Here is a 16,150-nt window from a genome sequence, read left to right as displayed (position 1 = left end):
TGCCAGTTACGACATCGTGAACCGTCGTTACGGCCCCTCTGGGGCCGTAATGCGTTAAAGGAGACTGTCATGGTTGAGCCCATCGTCATCGAAGGGCAGCGCGCCTGGCTGAAGCAGTACGGCGAAGGAAGCCGAGCAGTGGCCCTGGGCCTGCTCAATTTTGTTGCCCGCCGGTTCCATCTCGATGCCCTGCGCCCGCCGCCGCACCGCGGTGGCGACGCCGCGCGCGAAACCGAGGCCCGCCGGCTGGCGGAACTGCAGGCGCAGGGGGTGAACGTGCCCGCGGTGATCGGCAGCGGCCATGCCGCGCTGGTGATCGGCGACAACGGCAGCTCGTTCAATACCTGCCTGCGCGAGGCCGATGATGCCGGTCGCGATCGCCTCGTGGCCGCGGCAATGCAGGCCATCGCCGAAGCACACGCGCGTGGCGCCTATTTCGGCCAGCCGCTGCCGCGTAACCTGACCTGGGATGGCCAGAACGTCGGTTTCATCGACTTCGAGGAAGACCCGCTGGAAGTCATGGACCTGGCCGAAGCGCAGGCGCGTGACTGGCTGATGTTCGGCTACGGCGTGGCCAAGTACTACGCGGACCGCCCCGAACGCCTGCAGGCGATGATGGCCGAGGCGATGAACGGGGTGCAGGCACCGGTGCGTGCGCATGTGCACGCCGTCAGTGGCCGTCTGCAGCGCCTGGCGCGGGTGTGCATGAAGCTGGGGCGGTCGGCGCGTGCGCTGGCCCACTCCATCTTCATCACCCACGGTGCCACCACGCTGGGCCTGCTGATGGTGGTCGGCCTGTGCATGGACTGGTTTGCCGACGGCGAGCTGGACATCCTGCAGCTGCTCTGCTGATCGCGGTCCGCCGGGCATGGCCCGGCGCTACCGGTAGCGCCGGGCCATGCCCGGCGGACCCCGTATCGCGGCACTGTCCATACGCCGTGCATACGCGCACGTACAGACGACACGGCATGTTCCCCCTTATCATGGCCCGCTTCGATTGCAACAAGCGGATGACCGCGTGACCGTATCCACCCTCGCTTTTGTCTTCCCCGGCCAGGGCTCGCAGTCTGTGGGCATGCTGGCCGAGCTGGCCGAACTGCACCCGCAGGTGCGTGAGGCCTTCACCGAGGCATCCGATGGTGCCGGCGTCGACCTGTGGGCGTTGTCCCAGGGCGGCCCGGAGGAAATGCTCAACCGTACCGAATACACCCAGCCGGCCCTGCTGGCCGCCAGCATCGGTGCGTGGCGCGCCTGGAACGCCGTGGGCGGTCCGCGTCCGTCGGTCCTGGCCGGCCATAGCCTGGGTGAGTACACCGCCCTGGTCGCCGCCGGCGCCCTCAGCCTGCACGACGGTGCGCACCTGGTGCGCCTGCGTGGCCAGCTGATGCAGGACGCCGCTCCGGCGGGTGTCGGCGCCATGGCCGCCGTGCTCGGTGCCGAAGACCAGCTGGTGCTGGACGTCTGCGCCGAAGCTGCCGGCAGCCAGGTGGTCGTTCCGGCCAACTTCAATTCGCCGGGCCAGATCGTGATCGGCGGCGACGCTGCCGCGGTCGACCGGGCGCTGGCGCTGCTGGCCGAGAAGGGCGTGCGCAAGGCGGTCAAGCTGGCCGTCAGCGTGCCCTCGCACACCCCGCTGATGCGCGAAGCCGCCAACCGCCTGGCCGAAGTGATGGCCGGCCTGTCCTGGCAGCTGCCGCAGCTGCCGGTGGTGCAGAACGTCGATGCCAAGGTGCACGACGGCGTGGACGCGATCCGCGCCGCGCTGGTGCAGCAGCTGTACCAGCCCGTGCAGTGGACCGGCTGCGTGCAGGCGCTGGCCGCCCGTGGCGTCACCCGGATTGCCGAGTGCGGCCCGGGCAAGGTGCTGACCGGTCTGGTCAAGCGCATCGACAAGGCCATCGACGGCCGTTCCCTGGTCACCCCGGGCGACTTCGAAACCGCCCGCGAGACGTGGTCGGCCTGATTGCCCCTGTTCCTGCCGACCGTGCCGGTGGCCGCTGCAAGCGGCACGGGTGCGGCGGCCGCCCCAGCCTGAGGAAAACATCATGAGCAAGCCCCTGCAGGGTGAAATCGCACTGGTTACCGGTGCCAGCCGTGGCATTGGTGCCGCCATCGCCGATCTGCTGGCCGCCCAGGGCGCCACCGTCATCGGTACCGCCACCACCGAGTCCGGCGCCACCGCGATCGGCGAGCGCCTGGCTGCCCACGGCGGTCACGGCCGCGCGCTGAACGTCACCGACGCCGCTGCGCTCGATGCCGTGCTTGACGGTATCGCCAAGGAATTCGGCCCGATCTCGATCCTGGTCAACAACGCCGGCATCACCCGCGACAACCTGCTGATGCGCATGAAGGAAGACGATTGGGCGTCGATCATCGACACCAACCTGACCAGCGTGTTCCGTACCAGCAAGGCCGTCATGCGCGGCATGATGAAGGCGCGCAAGGGCCGCATCATCAACATCGCCTCGGTGGTGGGCGTGACCGGCAACGCCGGCCAGGCCAACTATGCCGCCGCCAAGGCCGGCATCATCGGTTTCTCCAAGTCGCTGGCCAAGGAAATCGGCTCGCGCGGGGTCACCGTCAACGTGGTCGCGCCGGGCTTCATCGACACCGACATGACCAAGGCGCTGCCGGAAGAAGCGCGTATCGCGCTGATCGGCGACATCGCCCTCGAACGCCTGGGTTCGCCGGAGGACATCGCCCATGCGGTGGCGTTCCTGGCCAGCCCGGCTGCCGGCTACATCACCGGCGAAACTCTCCATGTGAACGGCGGCATGTACATGCCGTAAGCAAGGGGCGCAGGGATCGCGCCGCAAGTGGTTGATCTGCGAGGATTTTTGCTGCAATGCAAGGTCACGCCGGTTTCCACTACACTATCCCACGGCCATCGCCTTTGATGGCGACCACTTTTGAACCACTACTCCATCTGGAGCGATATCCCATGAGCACCATCGAAGAACGCGTCAAGAAAATCGTCATCGAACAGCTTGGCGTCAAGGAAGAAGAAGTCACCAACAGCGCATCGTTCGTCGATGACCTGGGCGCTGACTCGCTGGACACCGTCGAGCTGGTGATGGCGCTGGAAGAAGAATTCGAGTGCGAGATCCCGGACGAAGAAGCCGAGAAGATCAGCACCGTGCAGGCTGCGATCACCTACATCACGGCCCACGTCAAGGCCTGATGCAGGACGTCAGTGCGCGTGCGGGCGTTGCGTCCGGCGCGCACGACACCCCATGGGGCCGCTGTTTGCGGCCCCGTGTGTTTGCGCACCACACCGAAGTAAACCGCGTTACCCGCAAAGAACGTTCGGGTCAGGAGAATCAGCAATGAAGCGTCGCGTCGTCGTAACCGGCCTGGGTATGGTCTCGCCGTTGGGCAATGATCTGGCCAGCAGCTGGGAAGGCATCACCCACGGTCGTTCGGGCATCGGTCCGCTGACCAACGTTTCTGATGCCTACCTGGAACGGTTCACCACCAAGATCGCAGGTGAGGTCAAAGGCTTTGACATCACCGCCGACAACGAACTGTTCGGCAAGTACCGGGTCAGCGGCAAGGATGCCAAGAAGATGGACCCGTTCATCCATTACGGCCTCGGTGCCGCCTTCATGGCCCTGCATGATTCGGGCCTGGAGATCACCGACGCCAATGCCGACCGCATCGGCGCCATCGTTGGCGCTGGCATCGGCGGCCTGCTCGGCATCGAAGAGCAGACCATCGAATTCCACGAAGGGAAGAAGATCTCTCCCTTCTACGTGCCCAAGACCATCATCAACATGCTGCCGGGCCAGCTGAGCATCATCAGCGGCCTGAAGGGCCCGTCGTTCTCGGCGGTCTCGGCGTGCGCCACCTCCAACCATTCCATCGGCACCGCCATGCGCATGATCCAGTACGGCGATGCGGACGTGATGGTGGCCGGCGGTGCAGAGCGCGGCTCCTCGCCGACGGCGCTGGGCGGCTTCTGCGCGATGAAGGCGATGAGCACCCGCAACGATGCTCCGGAACAGGCCTCGCGCCCGTGGGACAAGGACCGTGACGGCTTCGTGCTGGGCGACGGCGCCGGCATCCTGATCCTGGAAGAGTACGAGCACGCCAAGGCGCGTGGTGCGAAGATCTACTGCGAGCTGGCCGGTTTCGGCGCCAGCTCCGACGCGTACCACATGACCGCGCCGAGCGAGAACGGCGAAGGCGCTGCGCGCTGCATGACCATGGCCATGAAGGACGCCGGTGTTACCCCGGAACAGGTCGGCTACCTCAACGCGCATGGCACCTCGACCCCGCTGGGCGACCTCGGCGAGACCATGGCGATGAAGACCGCCTTCGGCGACCACGCCTACAAGATGATGGTCAGCTCCACCAAGTCGATGACCGGCCACCTGCTCGGCGCTGCCGGCGGCGTGGAAGCGATCTTCTCGGTGCTGGCAATGCGCGACAACGTGATTCCGCCGACCATCAACCTGCAGCAGCCGGGCGAAGGCTGCGACCTGGACTACGTGCCCAACGAAGCACGCCAGGCCAAGGTCGACGTGGTGATGTCGAATGGTTTTGGTTTCGGCGGCACCAACGGCACGCTGATCTTCAAGCGCGTCTGATCGCACCGGTAGGGTCGAGCCATGCTCGGCTCGGCCAACCACGAGGCCGCCGCAAGGCGGCTTCCGTGTATCCGTCTCCCGAACTGGCTGCCATGACCCACGCCCCGCTGATCCACCCGCTGCCGCACCCGATCGACCTGCTGGCCCTGCAGCAGCGCGACCCGGCGCGTTTCCCGCTGCTGATGGAGTCCACCGCCTCGGGCACTGCGCAGGGCCGCTGGAGCCTGCTGCTGGCCGCGCAGGGCGATACGCTGCAGCTGGACGCCGATGGCCAGGTGCGCGACCAGCACGGCGCGGTGCAGCTCGGCAGCTTCCTGCAGGCGCTGGACCGCGCATGGCAGGCACAGCGGTTGCCGCATGACGGCGGCCACGCGCTGCCGTTCCGCGGTGGCTGGGCGCTGATGCTCGATTACGAAGTGGCCAGCCAGGTCGAACCAGTGCTGCCGGCGCGCGCGCGCGATGACGGCCGGCCGACCGCACTTGCCCTGCGCTGCCCGGCCGCCGTGCTGCACGACCACCAGGCCGACGCCAGCTTCCTCGTTGCCGAAGCGGGTGAGCAAGCGCTGCTGGACTCGCTGGTAGCGCTGGTAGCGGGTGAACTGCCGCCGGCCGGGCAGGGCTGGCGCCCGCCACAGTCGGTCAGCGAAGACGAACCGCAGCGCTTCACCGAGGGTGTGCGCCGGGTGATCGACTACCTGCGCGCCGGCGACGTGTTCCAGGTGAACCTGTCGCGGCGCTGGAGCGCGCACTTTGCAGCACCGGTCAGCCCGCAGGCGCTGTACGCGCAGCTGCGGCGGGCCAATCCGGCGCCGTTTGCCGGCCTGTTCAGTGCGCACGGCCGGCATGTGGTCAGTTCGTCGCCGGAACGGCTGGTGTCGGTGCATGGCGGCCACGCACAGACCCGCCCGATCGCCGGCACCCGCCCGCGCTTCGAGGGCGACGACGATGCCGCGCGCATCCAGGAACTGGTCGGCCATCCCAAGGAGCGCGCCGAGCACGTGATGCTGATCGACCTGGAGCGCAACGATCTGGGGCGCATCTGCCTGCCCGGCACGGTCGTGGTGGACGAGCTGATGACCGTGGAAAGCTACGCCCACGTGCACCACATCGTCAGCAACGTCAGCGGCCAGCTGCGCGCGGACGTCACCCCGGGCGAGGTGATCGCCGCCACCTTCCCCGGCGGCACCATCACCGGCTGCCCGAAGGTGCGCTGCATGCAGATCATCAACGAACTGGAGCAGGTGCCACGCGGCGCGTACACCGGTGCGTTCGGCTGGCTGAACCGCGATGGCGACCTGGACCTGAACATCCTGATCCGCACCGCCGAGGTGGACGGCAACGAGGTCAGCTTCCGCACCGGAGCCGGCATCGTGGTCGACTCGGACCCGGACAAGGAACTGGACGAAACCCGGGCCAAGGCCCGCGGCCTGCTGCGGGCGCTGGGGCAGCAGGGTTGATCGATTGCCGCCGCCGGGCATGGCTTGTGGGTGCCGACCGTTGGTCGGCACGGATGCCCCCATGGCCGTTCATCCACGCATGGCGTGGATCTACTGGAGATGGCGGGTGGGTGCCGACCGTTGGTCGGCACGGACGCGTGCCCCCGGTCATGACCCCGCCCCACCGGGCACGGTATCCTGCACGACGGAATCGAGTTCAGAGGTAGTCCATGGCGGGAGCCAAGCGCGGGTGTCTGTTGGTGGTAACGCTGCTGCTGGTGCTGGCCGCCATCGTGGCCGGCGCGGGCGCGTGGTTCTTCTACAAGCAGAGCCAGTTTGCCGACGTGCCGTTGACCCCCAGTGCGGACAGCGTGGTCATCGCCAGCGGCGATGGCATGAACAGCGTGCTGCGCAAGCTGCGCGAGGCCGGCGTGGACGAGGGCCAGGACACCCAGTGGCAGCTGCTGGCGCGCCAGCTCGATGCCGCCGGCAAGCTGAAGGTGGGCGAGTACGCGCTGAGCAAGGACCTGACCCCGCGCGAGCTGCTGCTGCGCATGCGCGCGGGCAAGGTGCTGCAGCACCGCGTCACCATCATCGAAGGCTGGAACATCCGCCAGCTGCGCGCCGCGCTCAAGCGTGCCGATCCGCTGCTGCACACCACCGATACCCTCGATGACGCAGCGCTGATGGATCGCCTCGGTTTCGCCGGCCAGCATCCGGAAGGCCGGTTCCTGCCGGAAACCTACGTCTACCAGCGCGGCGACAGCGACCTGGACGTGCTCAAGCGTGCCCACGGCGCGATGGAAAAAGCGCTGGACGAAGCCTGGGAAAGCCGCGCCCCGGATCTGCCGATCAACACGCCCTACGAGCTGCTGACGCTGGCGTCGATCATCGAAAAGGAAACCGCGCTGGCCAGCGAGCGACCGCAGATTGCCGGCGTGTTCATGCGCCGCCTGAAGATCGGCATGCGCCTGCAGACCGATCCGACCGTGATCTACGGCATCGGCGCGGCGTACGACGGCAACATCCGCCGCCGCGACCTGACCACCGATACGCCCTACAACACCTACACCCGCTCTGGCCTGACCCCGACCCCGATCGCCATGCCCAGCCGCGACGCGCTGATGGCCGCCGCACAACCGGCACCGGGCGATGCGCTGTACTTCGTCGCGGTGGGCGATGGCAGTGGCGCGCACGTGTTCTCGCCCAGCCTGGACAAACACAACGCCGCCGTAGCCCGCTACCTGCAGCAGCTGCGCCAGCAACGCACCCAGGAGACTCCGGCGCAATGAGTTCCGCGCTGCTTCGCCATCCCCGTTTCGTCAGCCTGGAAGGCGGCGAGGGCGCGGGCAAGACCACCGCCATCAACGCCATCCGCGAGTGCCTGCGCGGCCACGGCCATGAGGTCGTGCTGACCCGCGAGCCCGGTGGCACGCCGCTGGCCGAGCGCATCCGCGGCCTGGTGCTGAAGCCCGATGCCGAGATCGCCGCCGAGCCGCTCAGCGCCGAGGCTGAGCTGCTGCTGGTGTTCGCTGCGCGCGCGCAGCATGTGCGCCAGGTGATCCAGCCGGCGCTGCAGCGCGGTGCCTATGTGCTCAGTGATCGCTTCACCGATTCCAGCTATGCCTACCAGGGCGGTGGCCGCGGCCTCGACCCGCAGTGGATCGCCGATCTCGAGCGCCGCGCCGTGGGCCTGCTGCCCGGCTTGACCCTGTTGTTGGATGTGGACGTGGCCGTCGGCCGTGCGCGTGCCAATGGCCGCGACCTGTGGCCGGACCGCATCGAAAGCGAGCAGGACGATTTCTTCCAGCGCGTGCGCGAAGTGTTCCGCGGCCGCGCACAGCAGGACCCGCAGCGTTTCGCGCTGGTTGATGCAGGCCAGGTGCAGGAGCGCGTGGCCGCCGATGTGGTTGCGCGTGTCGAGCGCTGGCTGCAGCAAGGGGAGGGCGCATGAGTACGTTCTCGCCCTGGCAGCAGCGCGCGTTCGACCAGACCGTGGCTGCACTGGATGCGGATCGGCTGGGCCATGGCCTGCTGATCTGTGGCCCGGCCGGGCTGGGCAAGCGGGAGGTGGCCCTGGCGTTGGCCGACCACGTGCTGGCACGCGGGGATGGCGCGCATGCCACCCGCACCCGGCAGCTGATTGCCGCCGGCACGCATCCCGACCTGCAGCTGATCAGCTTCATTCCCAACAAGAGCGGCGACAAGCTGCGCACCGAGATCGTGATCGAGCAGGTGCGCGAGATCAGCAACAAGCTGGCGCTGACCCCGCAGTACGGCGTGGCGCAGGTGGTGATCGTCGACCCGGCCGATGCCATCAACCGTTCGGCCGCCAATGCGCTGCTGAAGACCCTGGAAGAACCGCAGCCCGGGCGTTACCTATGGTTGATCAGCAGTGACCCGGCGCGCCTGCCGCAGACCGTGCGCAGCCGCTGCCAGCGCCTGGAATTCAAGCTGCCGCCGCGCGAGGAAGCGCTGGCCTGGCTGCAGCAGCAGGGCCACAGCGAAGCGGCCGCGCGCGAGGCACTGGATGCAGCACGCGGCCATCCCGGGCAGGCCGACAACTGGCTGCGCGAGGATGGCCTGAGCCTGCGTCGGGAGGTCGGCCGTGAGCTGGAACAGCTGGCTGCCGGCAAGGCCGGCGCGGTGGAGCTGGCGCAGAAGTGGTGCGCCGATGACAACGCGGCGCTGCGCCTGCGCTTCGCCGCCGACCTGGCGCTGGCCCAGGCCAGCACCGATGCCTTGACCACGCCGGAGCGATTGCACAAGCTTGCAGCCTGGTTCGATGCGGCCAACCGCACCCGCGACCTGCTGCGCACCACCGTGCGCGCAGACCTTGCGGTGGTCGAGTTGCTGCTGGCCTGGAACAAGGTGAACGAGCGGCCTGCCGCAAGGGGAAATCGATGAGTGCCAGCAACGCCCGCCAGGGCATCCTGTCCCTGGCAGTGAAGGACAAAGCCGCGCTGTACAGCGCGTACATGCCGTTCGTGAAGAATGGCGGCATCTTCGTGCCCACGCCCAAGCGTTATTTCCTGGGCGATGAGGTGTTCCTGCTGCTGACCCTGCCCGATTCCAGCGAGCGCCTGCCGGTGGCCGGCAAGGTGATCTGGGTGACCCCGGCCGGTGCGCAGGGCAACCGCACCGCCGGCATCGGCGTGCAGCTGGCCGATGGCCAGGAAGGCGAGACGGTGCGCCACAAGATCGAAACGATCCTGGCCGGCCTGACCGGTTCGGACAAGCCGACGCATACGATGTGATTCCGCTAGCGCCGGGCCATGCCCGGCGGCCCCTGGAAACGCGCGTGAACACGAATGTGAAAACTGTTGACGGTCTCTGAAAAGCCCCTATAATGAGCGGCTCAGCAACACACCGGGCGGTTAGCTCAGCGGTAGAGCATTGCCTTCACACGGCAAGGGTCACAGGTTCGATCCCTGTACCGCCCACCATGTTGCAGAACGAAAAAAGCCTCCAGCGATGGGGGCTTTTTTGTTGCCTGCGATTTACCCGGGCTGGTTTGCCACCGCTGTGATCGCATCGCCGAGACCTGTCTGCGCGGCATGCGCGATCTGGCGCGCGGCCAGCAGCAGACCATTTCGATGGAAGTCGCCGATCTGCTCGTCGATACTTCCGTCCACGCGTGCGCGCTCTGCCGCGTGCAGAAGATCGAGCACGGCGCTCAGTGCGGACAGTGAACGGCCGAGGGAGGCGAGGGTCTGTGCGTTGAGCCTCTGCGTGGTGCACGGCTGGCCGTCTTCGCCATCTCCCCTGCGGATCGCATCCAGGAAGGTGAAGAACATCGGCTGCGCGGGAGGGAACTGCTGCTCCTTCAGTGCGCACTCGATCTCGCGTGCGAGGTCTTCGGGAACGTTGCTGGCGATGTCGCCGATCAGAGCGTGCAGGCGGGGAATGAGGACGGTGTTGTTGGTCATGGTGGAACCCTCACTGGCATAGGGCCACCTTCCAAAGAGAAGGTGGCGGACGGTGCGGGTTGGCGTGCCAAGGCAGAAAAGCTCACTGGGAGAAAAGGCCTGGCGGATCTTGCGATCCCCACACACCGCCCGCCATTGAAGGCAGTCGGTGCATTCTCATTGCTGCGATAGAAATCGCAGCATCCAGTGAGCCTGTTCGTTTATTCGAGACGCCAATCCCGGCCAAGGCAACCTGCCTCGGCCCGGCGATCATCGAGTCGAACAATCACACTGGTCTGTAAGGAAATTTCGCAACTGCACCCGGGCGTACCGCGAGTTCCCCGATCTGTGCGTGACAGCACCCGCACGCCGTGCGGCGCATCACTGATGGCGTAAACCACCGGCCGCGCTGTCCCTGGGCTTGGCGTCACCCTGCATGCACGAACGTGGCGATCACGTCACTCCGCGCGGCGCATGCCATCGATGGAAGCAGAGGGTTCCATCCGTGCGCTGTCCCGCCGGCCTCGGCGGGCGTAATCTCGGCCCATTGCCGCGCCCCCTCCCATCCCTGGAGTGCCACCATGCCGCTCGCCCGTATCGATCTTCGCAAAGGTAAATCCGTCGAGTATCGCCAGCGTGTCGGCGAAGCGATCTACCAGGCCATGCGCGCCGCCGGTGTGCCGGAAAACGATCGCTTCCAGATCTTCCAGGAGCACGATGCCGGCACGCTGGTGTACGACCCGGGTTACCTGGGCATCGCCCGCACCGATGATTTCATCTGCATCCAGATCACCTGGAACGAAGGGCGCACGCTGGAGCAGAAGAAGGCGCTGTATGCCGGCATTGCCGATGGCCTGCACGCGGCGGTGGGGATCCGCCGCGAGGATGTGTTCATCAACCTGGTGGAAGTGAAGCGTGAGAACTGGTCGTTCGGTAATGGGGTGGCGCAGTACGTGAGTTGATGCGCGAAGAGCATCCACGCATGGTGTGGATCTACTGCGGGCAGGGCAGAGGCTGGGAGGCCAATCTGCGCTTGGCGTGGATCTACACTTCGCTGCCCACCTGCGGGGTCTGCTTGACCGCTGCGCTGCTGGCCGCCTTCACCGATTCGGCGCTGTTGGGTTGCTCGCACTCGATGCTGGTGCGATAGCCGTCGCTGCCGATGCTGTGCTCGGCGCGCTTGACCAGCCACTCGCCATCCACGCCATCGCGAAAGCCCTGCATGATCACCGTAGCCTCGGCCATCAGCGTCTCGCGGCCTGGAAGGCTGTAGCTCAGCGTACGCGTCTGCCGCGCCTGCTCGCGGTGCTTGGCGCGTGCTGCGGCTTCGGCGGTTTCGCGGTCGGCATAGGCCATGCGCAGGCGCACGATCGGCTCGCCGCTGCCCACCTTCACTTCCTGGCGCTGCGCGCCACGCACATCGCGGTAGTAGGCGATGGTGGTGCCGGCATCGTCGCGGGCGGCGATGGTGACGCGGTAGCTGCTGCCATCGGCCGGCGTAAGTGTCACCTCCGGAATGCGCTCGCCACTGGCGGTGGTCGATTCGCCACGTTTGACCAGCATCAGCCGGCCGCCGCCCGGTTTGGCGATGGCGTCGTGCTGTTTGGCCAAGCGCAGCAGCAGGTTCATGTCCGACTCCTGCGATTGCACCGTCAGCGGCAGCCCGATGGATGCCAGCGACGCACTTACCGCAGCGGTCAGGCCGTGTTCGGCGGCCATCCGCGTGACCATGTCGCCAATCGTCGTGCCTTTTTTCCACGTGCGTGTTTTCTGCGTCTGCAGATCGTTCTTGCCGCCTTTGCTGGTTTCAAACGGCGCGGCACGTGCGCGCAGGGTCATGCTGCCGGGATAGCCTGAAATCTCCACCTCGTCGCAGACGTACAGGCCCATTCGCCGCACTTCGCCGTCGTAGCCGATGAAGGCCTCCAGCTCCGCGCCCACCGGCGGCAGCTGGATCGGATCGTTCGGATCGTGGTCGGCCAACTGCAGCTCCAACGTGTCCGAGCTGTTGCCGGTCTCGTCGGTGATGCGCAGTGACTTGAAGCGCGACATGATCTTGTCGGTGATGTCCTGGCTGTTTGCCACCACGCGGAACGCAGGTGCGATGTTCAATCCCACAGCGAAACTCCCTTGCGTTCCTTGGCGGGGCGCTGCACGTCCGGCAGGACAATCGCCACGCCAGCCGTGAGCACCGCGCCGCGCGCGGCCAGGCCGGGGTTGGCATCGAACACCGCGCGCAGGATCGCCGGCGATTGTTCGCCATAGTGCGCGTAGGCAACGCGGTCGACGACATCGCCATCGCGGGTGTTATACGTTCGTGCCATCGCTGTGCTTCCGGAGAGTGAGTGTGAAGTCCTGCTTCTGGATCTGGCTGTCGACGGTGAACTCGCTGGAGGTGACGTCGATTTTCTCGATGACCCACAGACCCAGGTTGCCGCCCTTGCCGGTCAGCAGACGCTGCGGCTTCCCCTGGCTGGCCAGCTTGCGCAGTTGCGACATCTCGTTGCCAGCGCCACGGAACAGCGGGTAGACAACGCCCGGCAGTGTCATGGTGGCCGAGCCCGGGCCGGTGTACTGCAGTGCAGGCATCTGGCCGATGCGATCCTGGGCCTGCCAGCGGAAATCGTTGGACTGCTGGATCTGCTGGAATACGGCCGTGTTGAGGCTGAACTTGAAGCCGCCCAGCATCAGCAGCACCGGCGCGTTGCCGGAATCATTGCCCTTGAATTGCGACAGCAGCTTGTCTACTGCGCCGGTTACGAACTCGCGCTTCATGCTTAGTTCCTGTCTCCCAGGGTGGCGCGGGCCTGCACGGCCTGCTGGTGCTGCAGCGCATTGGCGGTACGCCGTGCCAGCGCCTCGCTGGATTCACCCGGTTGCTGGTGGATGGTGATGTTGTTGGTCTGTTGCTGCTGCACGGTGGTGGGGGTGCGCGCGGTGGCAGAGGAGGGCATCGGCGGTGCGGCGCGGCCTTGGGACGGCGCGGGCAATCCAGGTGCGCGGCGCTCCACGACGGCGCTGTGCAAACCGCCCACGGCAAGACGCACGGGTGGCATCGCGACCTTTCCATCCCTCACGGCGGCGTAGCCGGCGGCCGCGCCGTGGGCCACACCCACTGCCATACGCGCACCATCCACTGCTTTATCTTTGGCCATGCCCAGGGCGCTACCGACCTTGTCCATCACTCCGCCGACGAAGTTCATCAGCGGAGCCAGCTCGGCCATGATGTAGCCGATCGCCGCCGTTGCCTTTTCGGAGATCCAATCCCATACGCCGCCCAACGTGACGGAGATGAATCCAGCGACCGTACCGATGACATCACCGAGGAGGGAGATGGCTTCAACCACAACCCCGACTACCTGGATGACCAGACGGAAGTTGGCCAGCAACGCCGTGCCCACCAGCGAGCCGATCTCCGCTACGCGCGAGAGTTCGTTGCCGGTGTACTGCGCGGGAGCCAGCATTTTGGAGAGCCAGTCCCATGCCTGGCCCAGCAGCCCGCCGACCGCTTCCCATGCCGGGCGCAGCGGCTCGACGGCGCGCATCAGTTCGCCCATGGCGGCGGTTCCTGCGCCGCTGAGGCCATCCCAGACGCCACCGAGGAAGGCCTTGATCGGCTCCCAGTACTTGCGCACCAGCAGGGCGCCAGTGGTGATGGCAGCGATGGCGATGGCGATCGGACCGCCGCCGATGGCACCAACGGCGGTGGCGACCACGCGGAACCCCGATGCCAGGCGCATTGCCGTCGGACCGAACTGCCCCATCTGCGCCAGCAGGCTGCCGCCGCGGAACAGCTCGAAGGCCTTCTGCACCGCCAGGATCGGGCCCTGCAGGAACGTCCACGCATAGCGCACGCCGAGTACTGCAGTGCGCATGCCCATCAAGCCGACCACGACCTGGGTGGTATTGGCGATCAGCTTCGGGTTTTCCTGCACGAACGACGCAACGCCGTTCAGCAGTTCGGTCAGCTTCACCGCCGCCTCACCCACGGCCGGCAGCAGCGCGGCACCGAAGGCCTTGGACAGGTTGTCGACGGCGATCTTGGCGCCTTCGATCTTTTCCGGGTCGGTCTGCAGCTTGGCCGCAAAGCCGCTGTCGGTGGTACCCGCCGAGCTGTTGAGCGCCTTGTCGCGGATGCGGATGTACTCATCCCAGTTCTGGATCATCGGACGCACGAAGTCCTGCGCCTGCGCATCGCCGAACAGCTTGCCGATCTTCGCCTGGTCACCGGCGGTGGCCTGGATGATCGCCTGCATCGCCGCGTCGAACGGATTGCCACCGCTGCTCTGCGCTTCGCTGATGATCCTGCGCAGGTCCAGCTTGAAGCCTTTCTTGGCACGGGCCTGCAGGTCGGGCGAGAGGATGCTGGCCATGAAGCGTTGCATGTTGCCGGCCGCTTCGTCGGCACCACCGGCGCCTTGCCGGGCGACATCCAGCGCAGCGCCCATGGTGGCGGCGGCCGCGTTGCCGTGCATCTGCAGCGACTGGAATGCGCCGCCGAGCACCGGCAGTGCACCGGCCATGTCCTTCAGGCCCAGGCCACCGTTCCTGCCTGCCACCACCAGCACATCAAGCGCCGATTGCAGGCCGGCCGGATTGATCTTCAGTGCCTGCTGCAGTCCCGACGCCGCCAACGTGACGTCGTCGATGCTCTCGCCGGTAGCGGTAGTGGTGCGGCCGATCGCGCCCAGGCTGGATTGCGCGGTCTGCGCATCCAGTCCTGCAGCGACCAGCTGGCTGACCGCGCGCTGCAGTTCGCCCGCGCCTTGGTGGGTACGGCTGGATTCGGCCAGGATGGTCTGGCCCAGCGCAACGACCTGGGCGCGGGTCAGGTTGGCGGCGTTGCCGATGGCCTGGTTCTCGCGCGCGAAGCCGGCGGCGTTCTCCACCGGTTTGGCCAGCGTGGTGATGGCGCTGCCGAGCATGCCGCGCGCATCGCCAAACGCCGAGCCCAGCTTTTCGCGCTTCTCAAGATTCGCCGTGCGCTTGTCTTCGATCCGCTGCAACGCTTCCTGGGAAGCGCGCAACGCATCGGCCTCGGCACGCATGCGGGCGAACTGGTTGCTCGACCTGCCCATGACATTGAGCTTGCGCTCGAGCTTGTCGGCCTCATCGCCAAGGCGCTTCAGGCCATCGTTGCTGAAGGACAATGCGTCCTGCAACGACCGGGAAACCGAACCGCCGATCGTGATCGTTGTCGTTTGAACGTTACTCGCCATGTACCGGCAATCCCTGTATCCACCAGATGAACTTCGACACCCGCAGCGTCATGATCTCGCGCAGGCCCCAGCCGGTGTGGCCGGCCAGGGCGAGCGCTCCCTGCCTGATCTGCGGCAGGGTCAGGTGGTAAAAAGCGCGACGCCGGCCTGCAGGCGGGCGTAGTCGCGCAGCGGCATCCTGCGCACGTCATCCGGTGCGATCTCGCACAGGTTGGCGATCATGCGCACTTCGCGCTGGGCGTCAGTGCCCTTGTCGTCCTGGTAGCGCTCCATGTCTTCCACGGTCGGTTCGCGCATGCGCAGCACGGCGGTGTCCACGCCGTTGACCTGGCGCGGGCGGGAGAGGGTGATTTCGGCATAACCGTCGCGTTCGATGACGGTGTCGGCGGTGGTCTTGGTCTTGCTGGACATGGCTGTGTTCCCGGATGTCGATGAAGGTGCGGTGGATCCGGGGGCGCTGTGCGCCCCCGTGTACGTCGAAGCGATGCCGGGAATCAGATGCCCAGGGCGCCGCGGATGCCGGCCAGTGCGTCCACGCCGCCCTGGCGGGCGATCATGTTGGTCACGTCGATCTCCTGCACGACCTGCACGCCATGGGTCAGCTTGTAGTAGCTCAGTGCCAGGGAGACCTTGACCGTGCCCTTTTCGCCGACCTTGGTTTCGCCGCGGTCGAGGGTCTTCACCTTGCCGCGCATGTTGTGCACGACCGAAGTGACCGAGCCATCGTCGGCTTCCAGCGCCTCGCGGGCGGTGAAGCCATACTCCTTGCTCTCGATGACGTGGAACTTGGACATGATCTCCGCGTCATCGGAGGCGAAGGTGACCTCGGCGGTCAGCTTGTCGTGGCCGAGCACGATTTCCGTCGGGGCGAGCATGCCGCCGGCCTGGAAGTCCTCGGTCTTCAGCGACAGCTTGGGGGCGGTGAAGGACATTACGCTGCCGGCAAAGCCCTTGCCGTCGACGTAGAAGTTGAAGTTCTTGCGGATCTTGCGCGCCAT

Annotated in this window: 18 protein-coding genes and 1 tRNA gene; 12 read left to right on the top strand and 7 right to left on the bottom strand. The window is 66.6% G+C overall.

The genetic code is table 11. The features are described 5' to 3' along the window. The first annotated feature begins 69 nt into the window (after nucleotides 1-69). The 11 genes from K5K93_RS08120 to K5K93_RS08070 all read left to right on the top strand — a co-directional run bounded on the left by K5K93_RS08120 (nucleotide 70) and on the right by K5K93_RS08070 (nucleotide 9,471). A complete protein-coding gene (locus K5K93_RS08120) occupies nucleotides 70-852 on the top strand; it encodes a serine/threonine protein phosphatase (protein ID WP_093817488.1) in 783 nt (260 codons plus the stop codon). Nucleotides 853-1,018: 166 nt separating this feature from the next. Then, on the top strand, nucleotides 1,019-1,963 hold the full coding sequence (gene fabD, locus K5K93_RS08115) for an ACP S-malonyltransferase (RefSeq protein WP_222390534.1): 945 nt from the start codon (nucleotides 1,019-1,021) through the stop codon (nucleotides 1,961-1,963). Nucleotides 1,964-2,045: 82 nt separating this feature from the next. Then, a complete protein-coding gene (gene fabG, locus K5K93_RS08110) occupies nucleotides 2,046-2,789 on the top strand; it encodes a 3-oxoacyl-ACP reductase FabG (protein ID WP_222390533.1) in 744 nt (247 codons plus the stop codon). Nucleotides 2,790-2,941: 152 nt separating this feature from the next. Next, nucleotides 2,942-3,181, top strand: coding sequence for an acyl carrier protein (gene acpP / locus K5K93_RS08105; protein WP_025874077.1), 240 nt, complete (start codon nucleotides 2,942-2,944; stop codon nucleotides 3,179-3,181). A 145-nt stretch (nucleotides 3,182-3,326) separates the two neighbouring features. Further along, the gene (gene fabF, locus K5K93_RS08100; protein ID WP_025874076.1) at nucleotides 3,327-4,589 is read left to right on the top strand and encodes a beta-ketoacyl-ACP synthase II; all 1,263 of its coding nucleotides are present in this window, start codon (nucleotides 3,327-3,329) and stop codon (nucleotides 4,587-4,589) included. 92 nt (nucleotides 4,590-4,681) lie between these two features. Continuing rightward, nucleotides 4,682-6,046 carry an aminodeoxychorismate synthase component I gene (locus tag K5K93_RS08095; RefSeq protein WP_222390532.1) on the top strand — a complete coding sequence of 455 codons (1,365 nt, stop codon included), beginning with the start codon at nucleotides 4,682-4,684 and terminating at the stop codon, nucleotides 6,044-6,046. 209 nt (nucleotides 6,047-6,255) lie between these two features. Beyond that, the gene (gene mltG / locus K5K93_RS08090) at nucleotides 6,256-7,317 is read left to right on the top strand and encodes an endolytic transglycosylase MltG (RefSeq protein WP_099841998.1); all 1,062 of its coding nucleotides are present in this window, start codon (nucleotides 6,256-6,258) and stop codon (nucleotides 7,315-7,317) included. Beyond that, nucleotides 7,314-7,979 carry a dTMP kinase gene (gene tmk, locus K5K93_RS08085; protein WP_222390530.1) on the top strand — a complete coding sequence of 222 codons (666 nt, stop codon included), beginning with the start codon at nucleotides 7,314-7,316 and terminating at the stop codon, nucleotides 7,977-7,979. The genes mltG and tmk overlap by 4 nt, the downstream gene beginning before the upstream one ends. Next, nucleotides 7,976-8,932, top strand: a complete 957-nt coding sequence (locus K5K93_RS08080) for a DNA polymerase III subunit delta' (protein ID WP_222390529.1) — start codon at nucleotides 7,976-7,978, stop codon at nucleotides 8,930-8,932. The genes tmk and K5K93_RS08080 overlap by 4 nt, the downstream gene beginning before the upstream one ends. Beyond that, on the top strand, nucleotides 8,929-9,282 hold the full coding sequence (locus K5K93_RS08075) for a PilZ domain-containing protein (protein ID WP_025874071.1): 354 nt from the start codon (nucleotides 8,929-8,931) through the stop codon (nucleotides 9,280-9,282). Before K5K93_RS08080 ends, K5K93_RS08075 begins: the two co-directional genes overlap by 4 nt. A 114-nt stretch (nucleotides 9,283-9,396) precedes the next feature. Further along, a tRNA-Val gene (locus K5K93_RS08070) sits at nucleotides 9,397-9,471 on the top strand. 54 nt (nucleotides 9,472-9,525) lie between these two features. Here K5K93_RS08070 and K5K93_RS08065 read toward each other — a convergent pair. Then, nucleotides 9,526-9,954: a hypothetical protein gene (locus K5K93_RS08065; RefSeq protein ID WP_222390528.1), complete on the bottom strand. Its 429-nt coding sequence runs from the start codon at nucleotides 9,952-9,954 to the stop codon at nucleotides 9,526-9,528. Between the two features lie 560 nt (nucleotides 9,955-10,514). Here K5K93_RS08065 and K5K93_RS08060 point away from each other — a divergent pair. Next, nucleotides 10,515-10,895 carry a tautomerase family protein gene (locus K5K93_RS08060; protein WP_222390526.1) on the top strand — a complete coding sequence of 127 codons (381 nt, stop codon included), beginning with the start codon at nucleotides 10,515-10,517 and terminating at the stop codon, nucleotides 10,893-10,895. Between the two features lie 82 nt (nucleotides 10,896-10,977). On the opposite strand, the gene K5K93_RS08055 is transcribed toward K5K93_RS08060, so the two are convergent. From K5K93_RS08055 to K5K93_RS08030, 6 genes are all read right to left on the bottom strand, one after another. Next, nucleotides 10,978-12,051 carry a contractile injection system protein, VgrG/Pvc8 family gene (locus K5K93_RS08055; RefSeq protein WP_222390524.1) on the bottom strand — a complete coding sequence of 358 codons (1,074 nt, stop codon included), beginning with the start codon at nucleotides 12,049-12,051 and terminating at the stop codon, nucleotides 10,978-10,980. Beyond that, a complete protein-coding gene (locus tag K5K93_RS08050) occupies nucleotides 12,042-12,257 on the bottom strand; it encodes a tail protein X (RefSeq protein WP_093817497.1) in 216 nt (71 codons plus the stop codon). Before K5K93_RS08050 ends, K5K93_RS08055 begins: the two co-directional genes overlap by 10 nt. Further along, nucleotides 12,241-12,708 carry a phage tail protein gene (locus K5K93_RS08045; RefSeq protein ID WP_093817498.1) on the bottom strand — a complete coding sequence of 156 codons (468 nt, stop codon included), beginning with the start codon at nucleotides 12,706-12,708 and terminating at the stop codon, nucleotides 12,241-12,243. The genes K5K93_RS08050 and K5K93_RS08045 overlap by 17 nt, the downstream gene beginning before the upstream one ends. 2 nt (nucleotides 12,709-12,710) lie before the next feature. Then, nucleotides 12,711-15,083 carry a phage tail tape measure protein gene (locus K5K93_RS08040; protein ID WP_261311951.1) on the bottom strand — a complete coding sequence of 791 codons (2,373 nt, stop codon included), beginning with the start codon at nucleotides 15,081-15,083 and terminating at the stop codon, nucleotides 12,711-12,713. 189 nt (nucleotides 15,084-15,272) lie between these two features. Further along, nucleotides 15,273-15,563 (bottom strand): phage tail assembly protein, encoded by a 291-nt coding sequence (locus K5K93_RS08035; protein WP_093817500.1) that lies wholly within the window; start codon nucleotides 15,561-15,563, stop codon nucleotides 15,273-15,275. An 83-nt stretch (nucleotides 15,564-15,646) separates the two neighbouring features. After that, entirely contained in the window at nucleotides 15,647-16,150 is a 504-nt protein-coding gene (locus K5K93_RS08030; RefSeq protein ID WP_093817501.1) for a phage major tail tube protein, read from the bottom strand.

It is taken from the genome of Stenotrophomonas sp. DR822, assembly GCF_019793815.1.
Classification (GTDB): domain Bacteria; phylum Pseudomonadota; class Gammaproteobacteria; order Xanthomonadales; family Xanthomonadaceae; genus Stenotrophomonas; species Stenotrophomonas indicatrix.
This window is presented reverse-complemented; position numbering and strand designations above follow the sequence as displayed.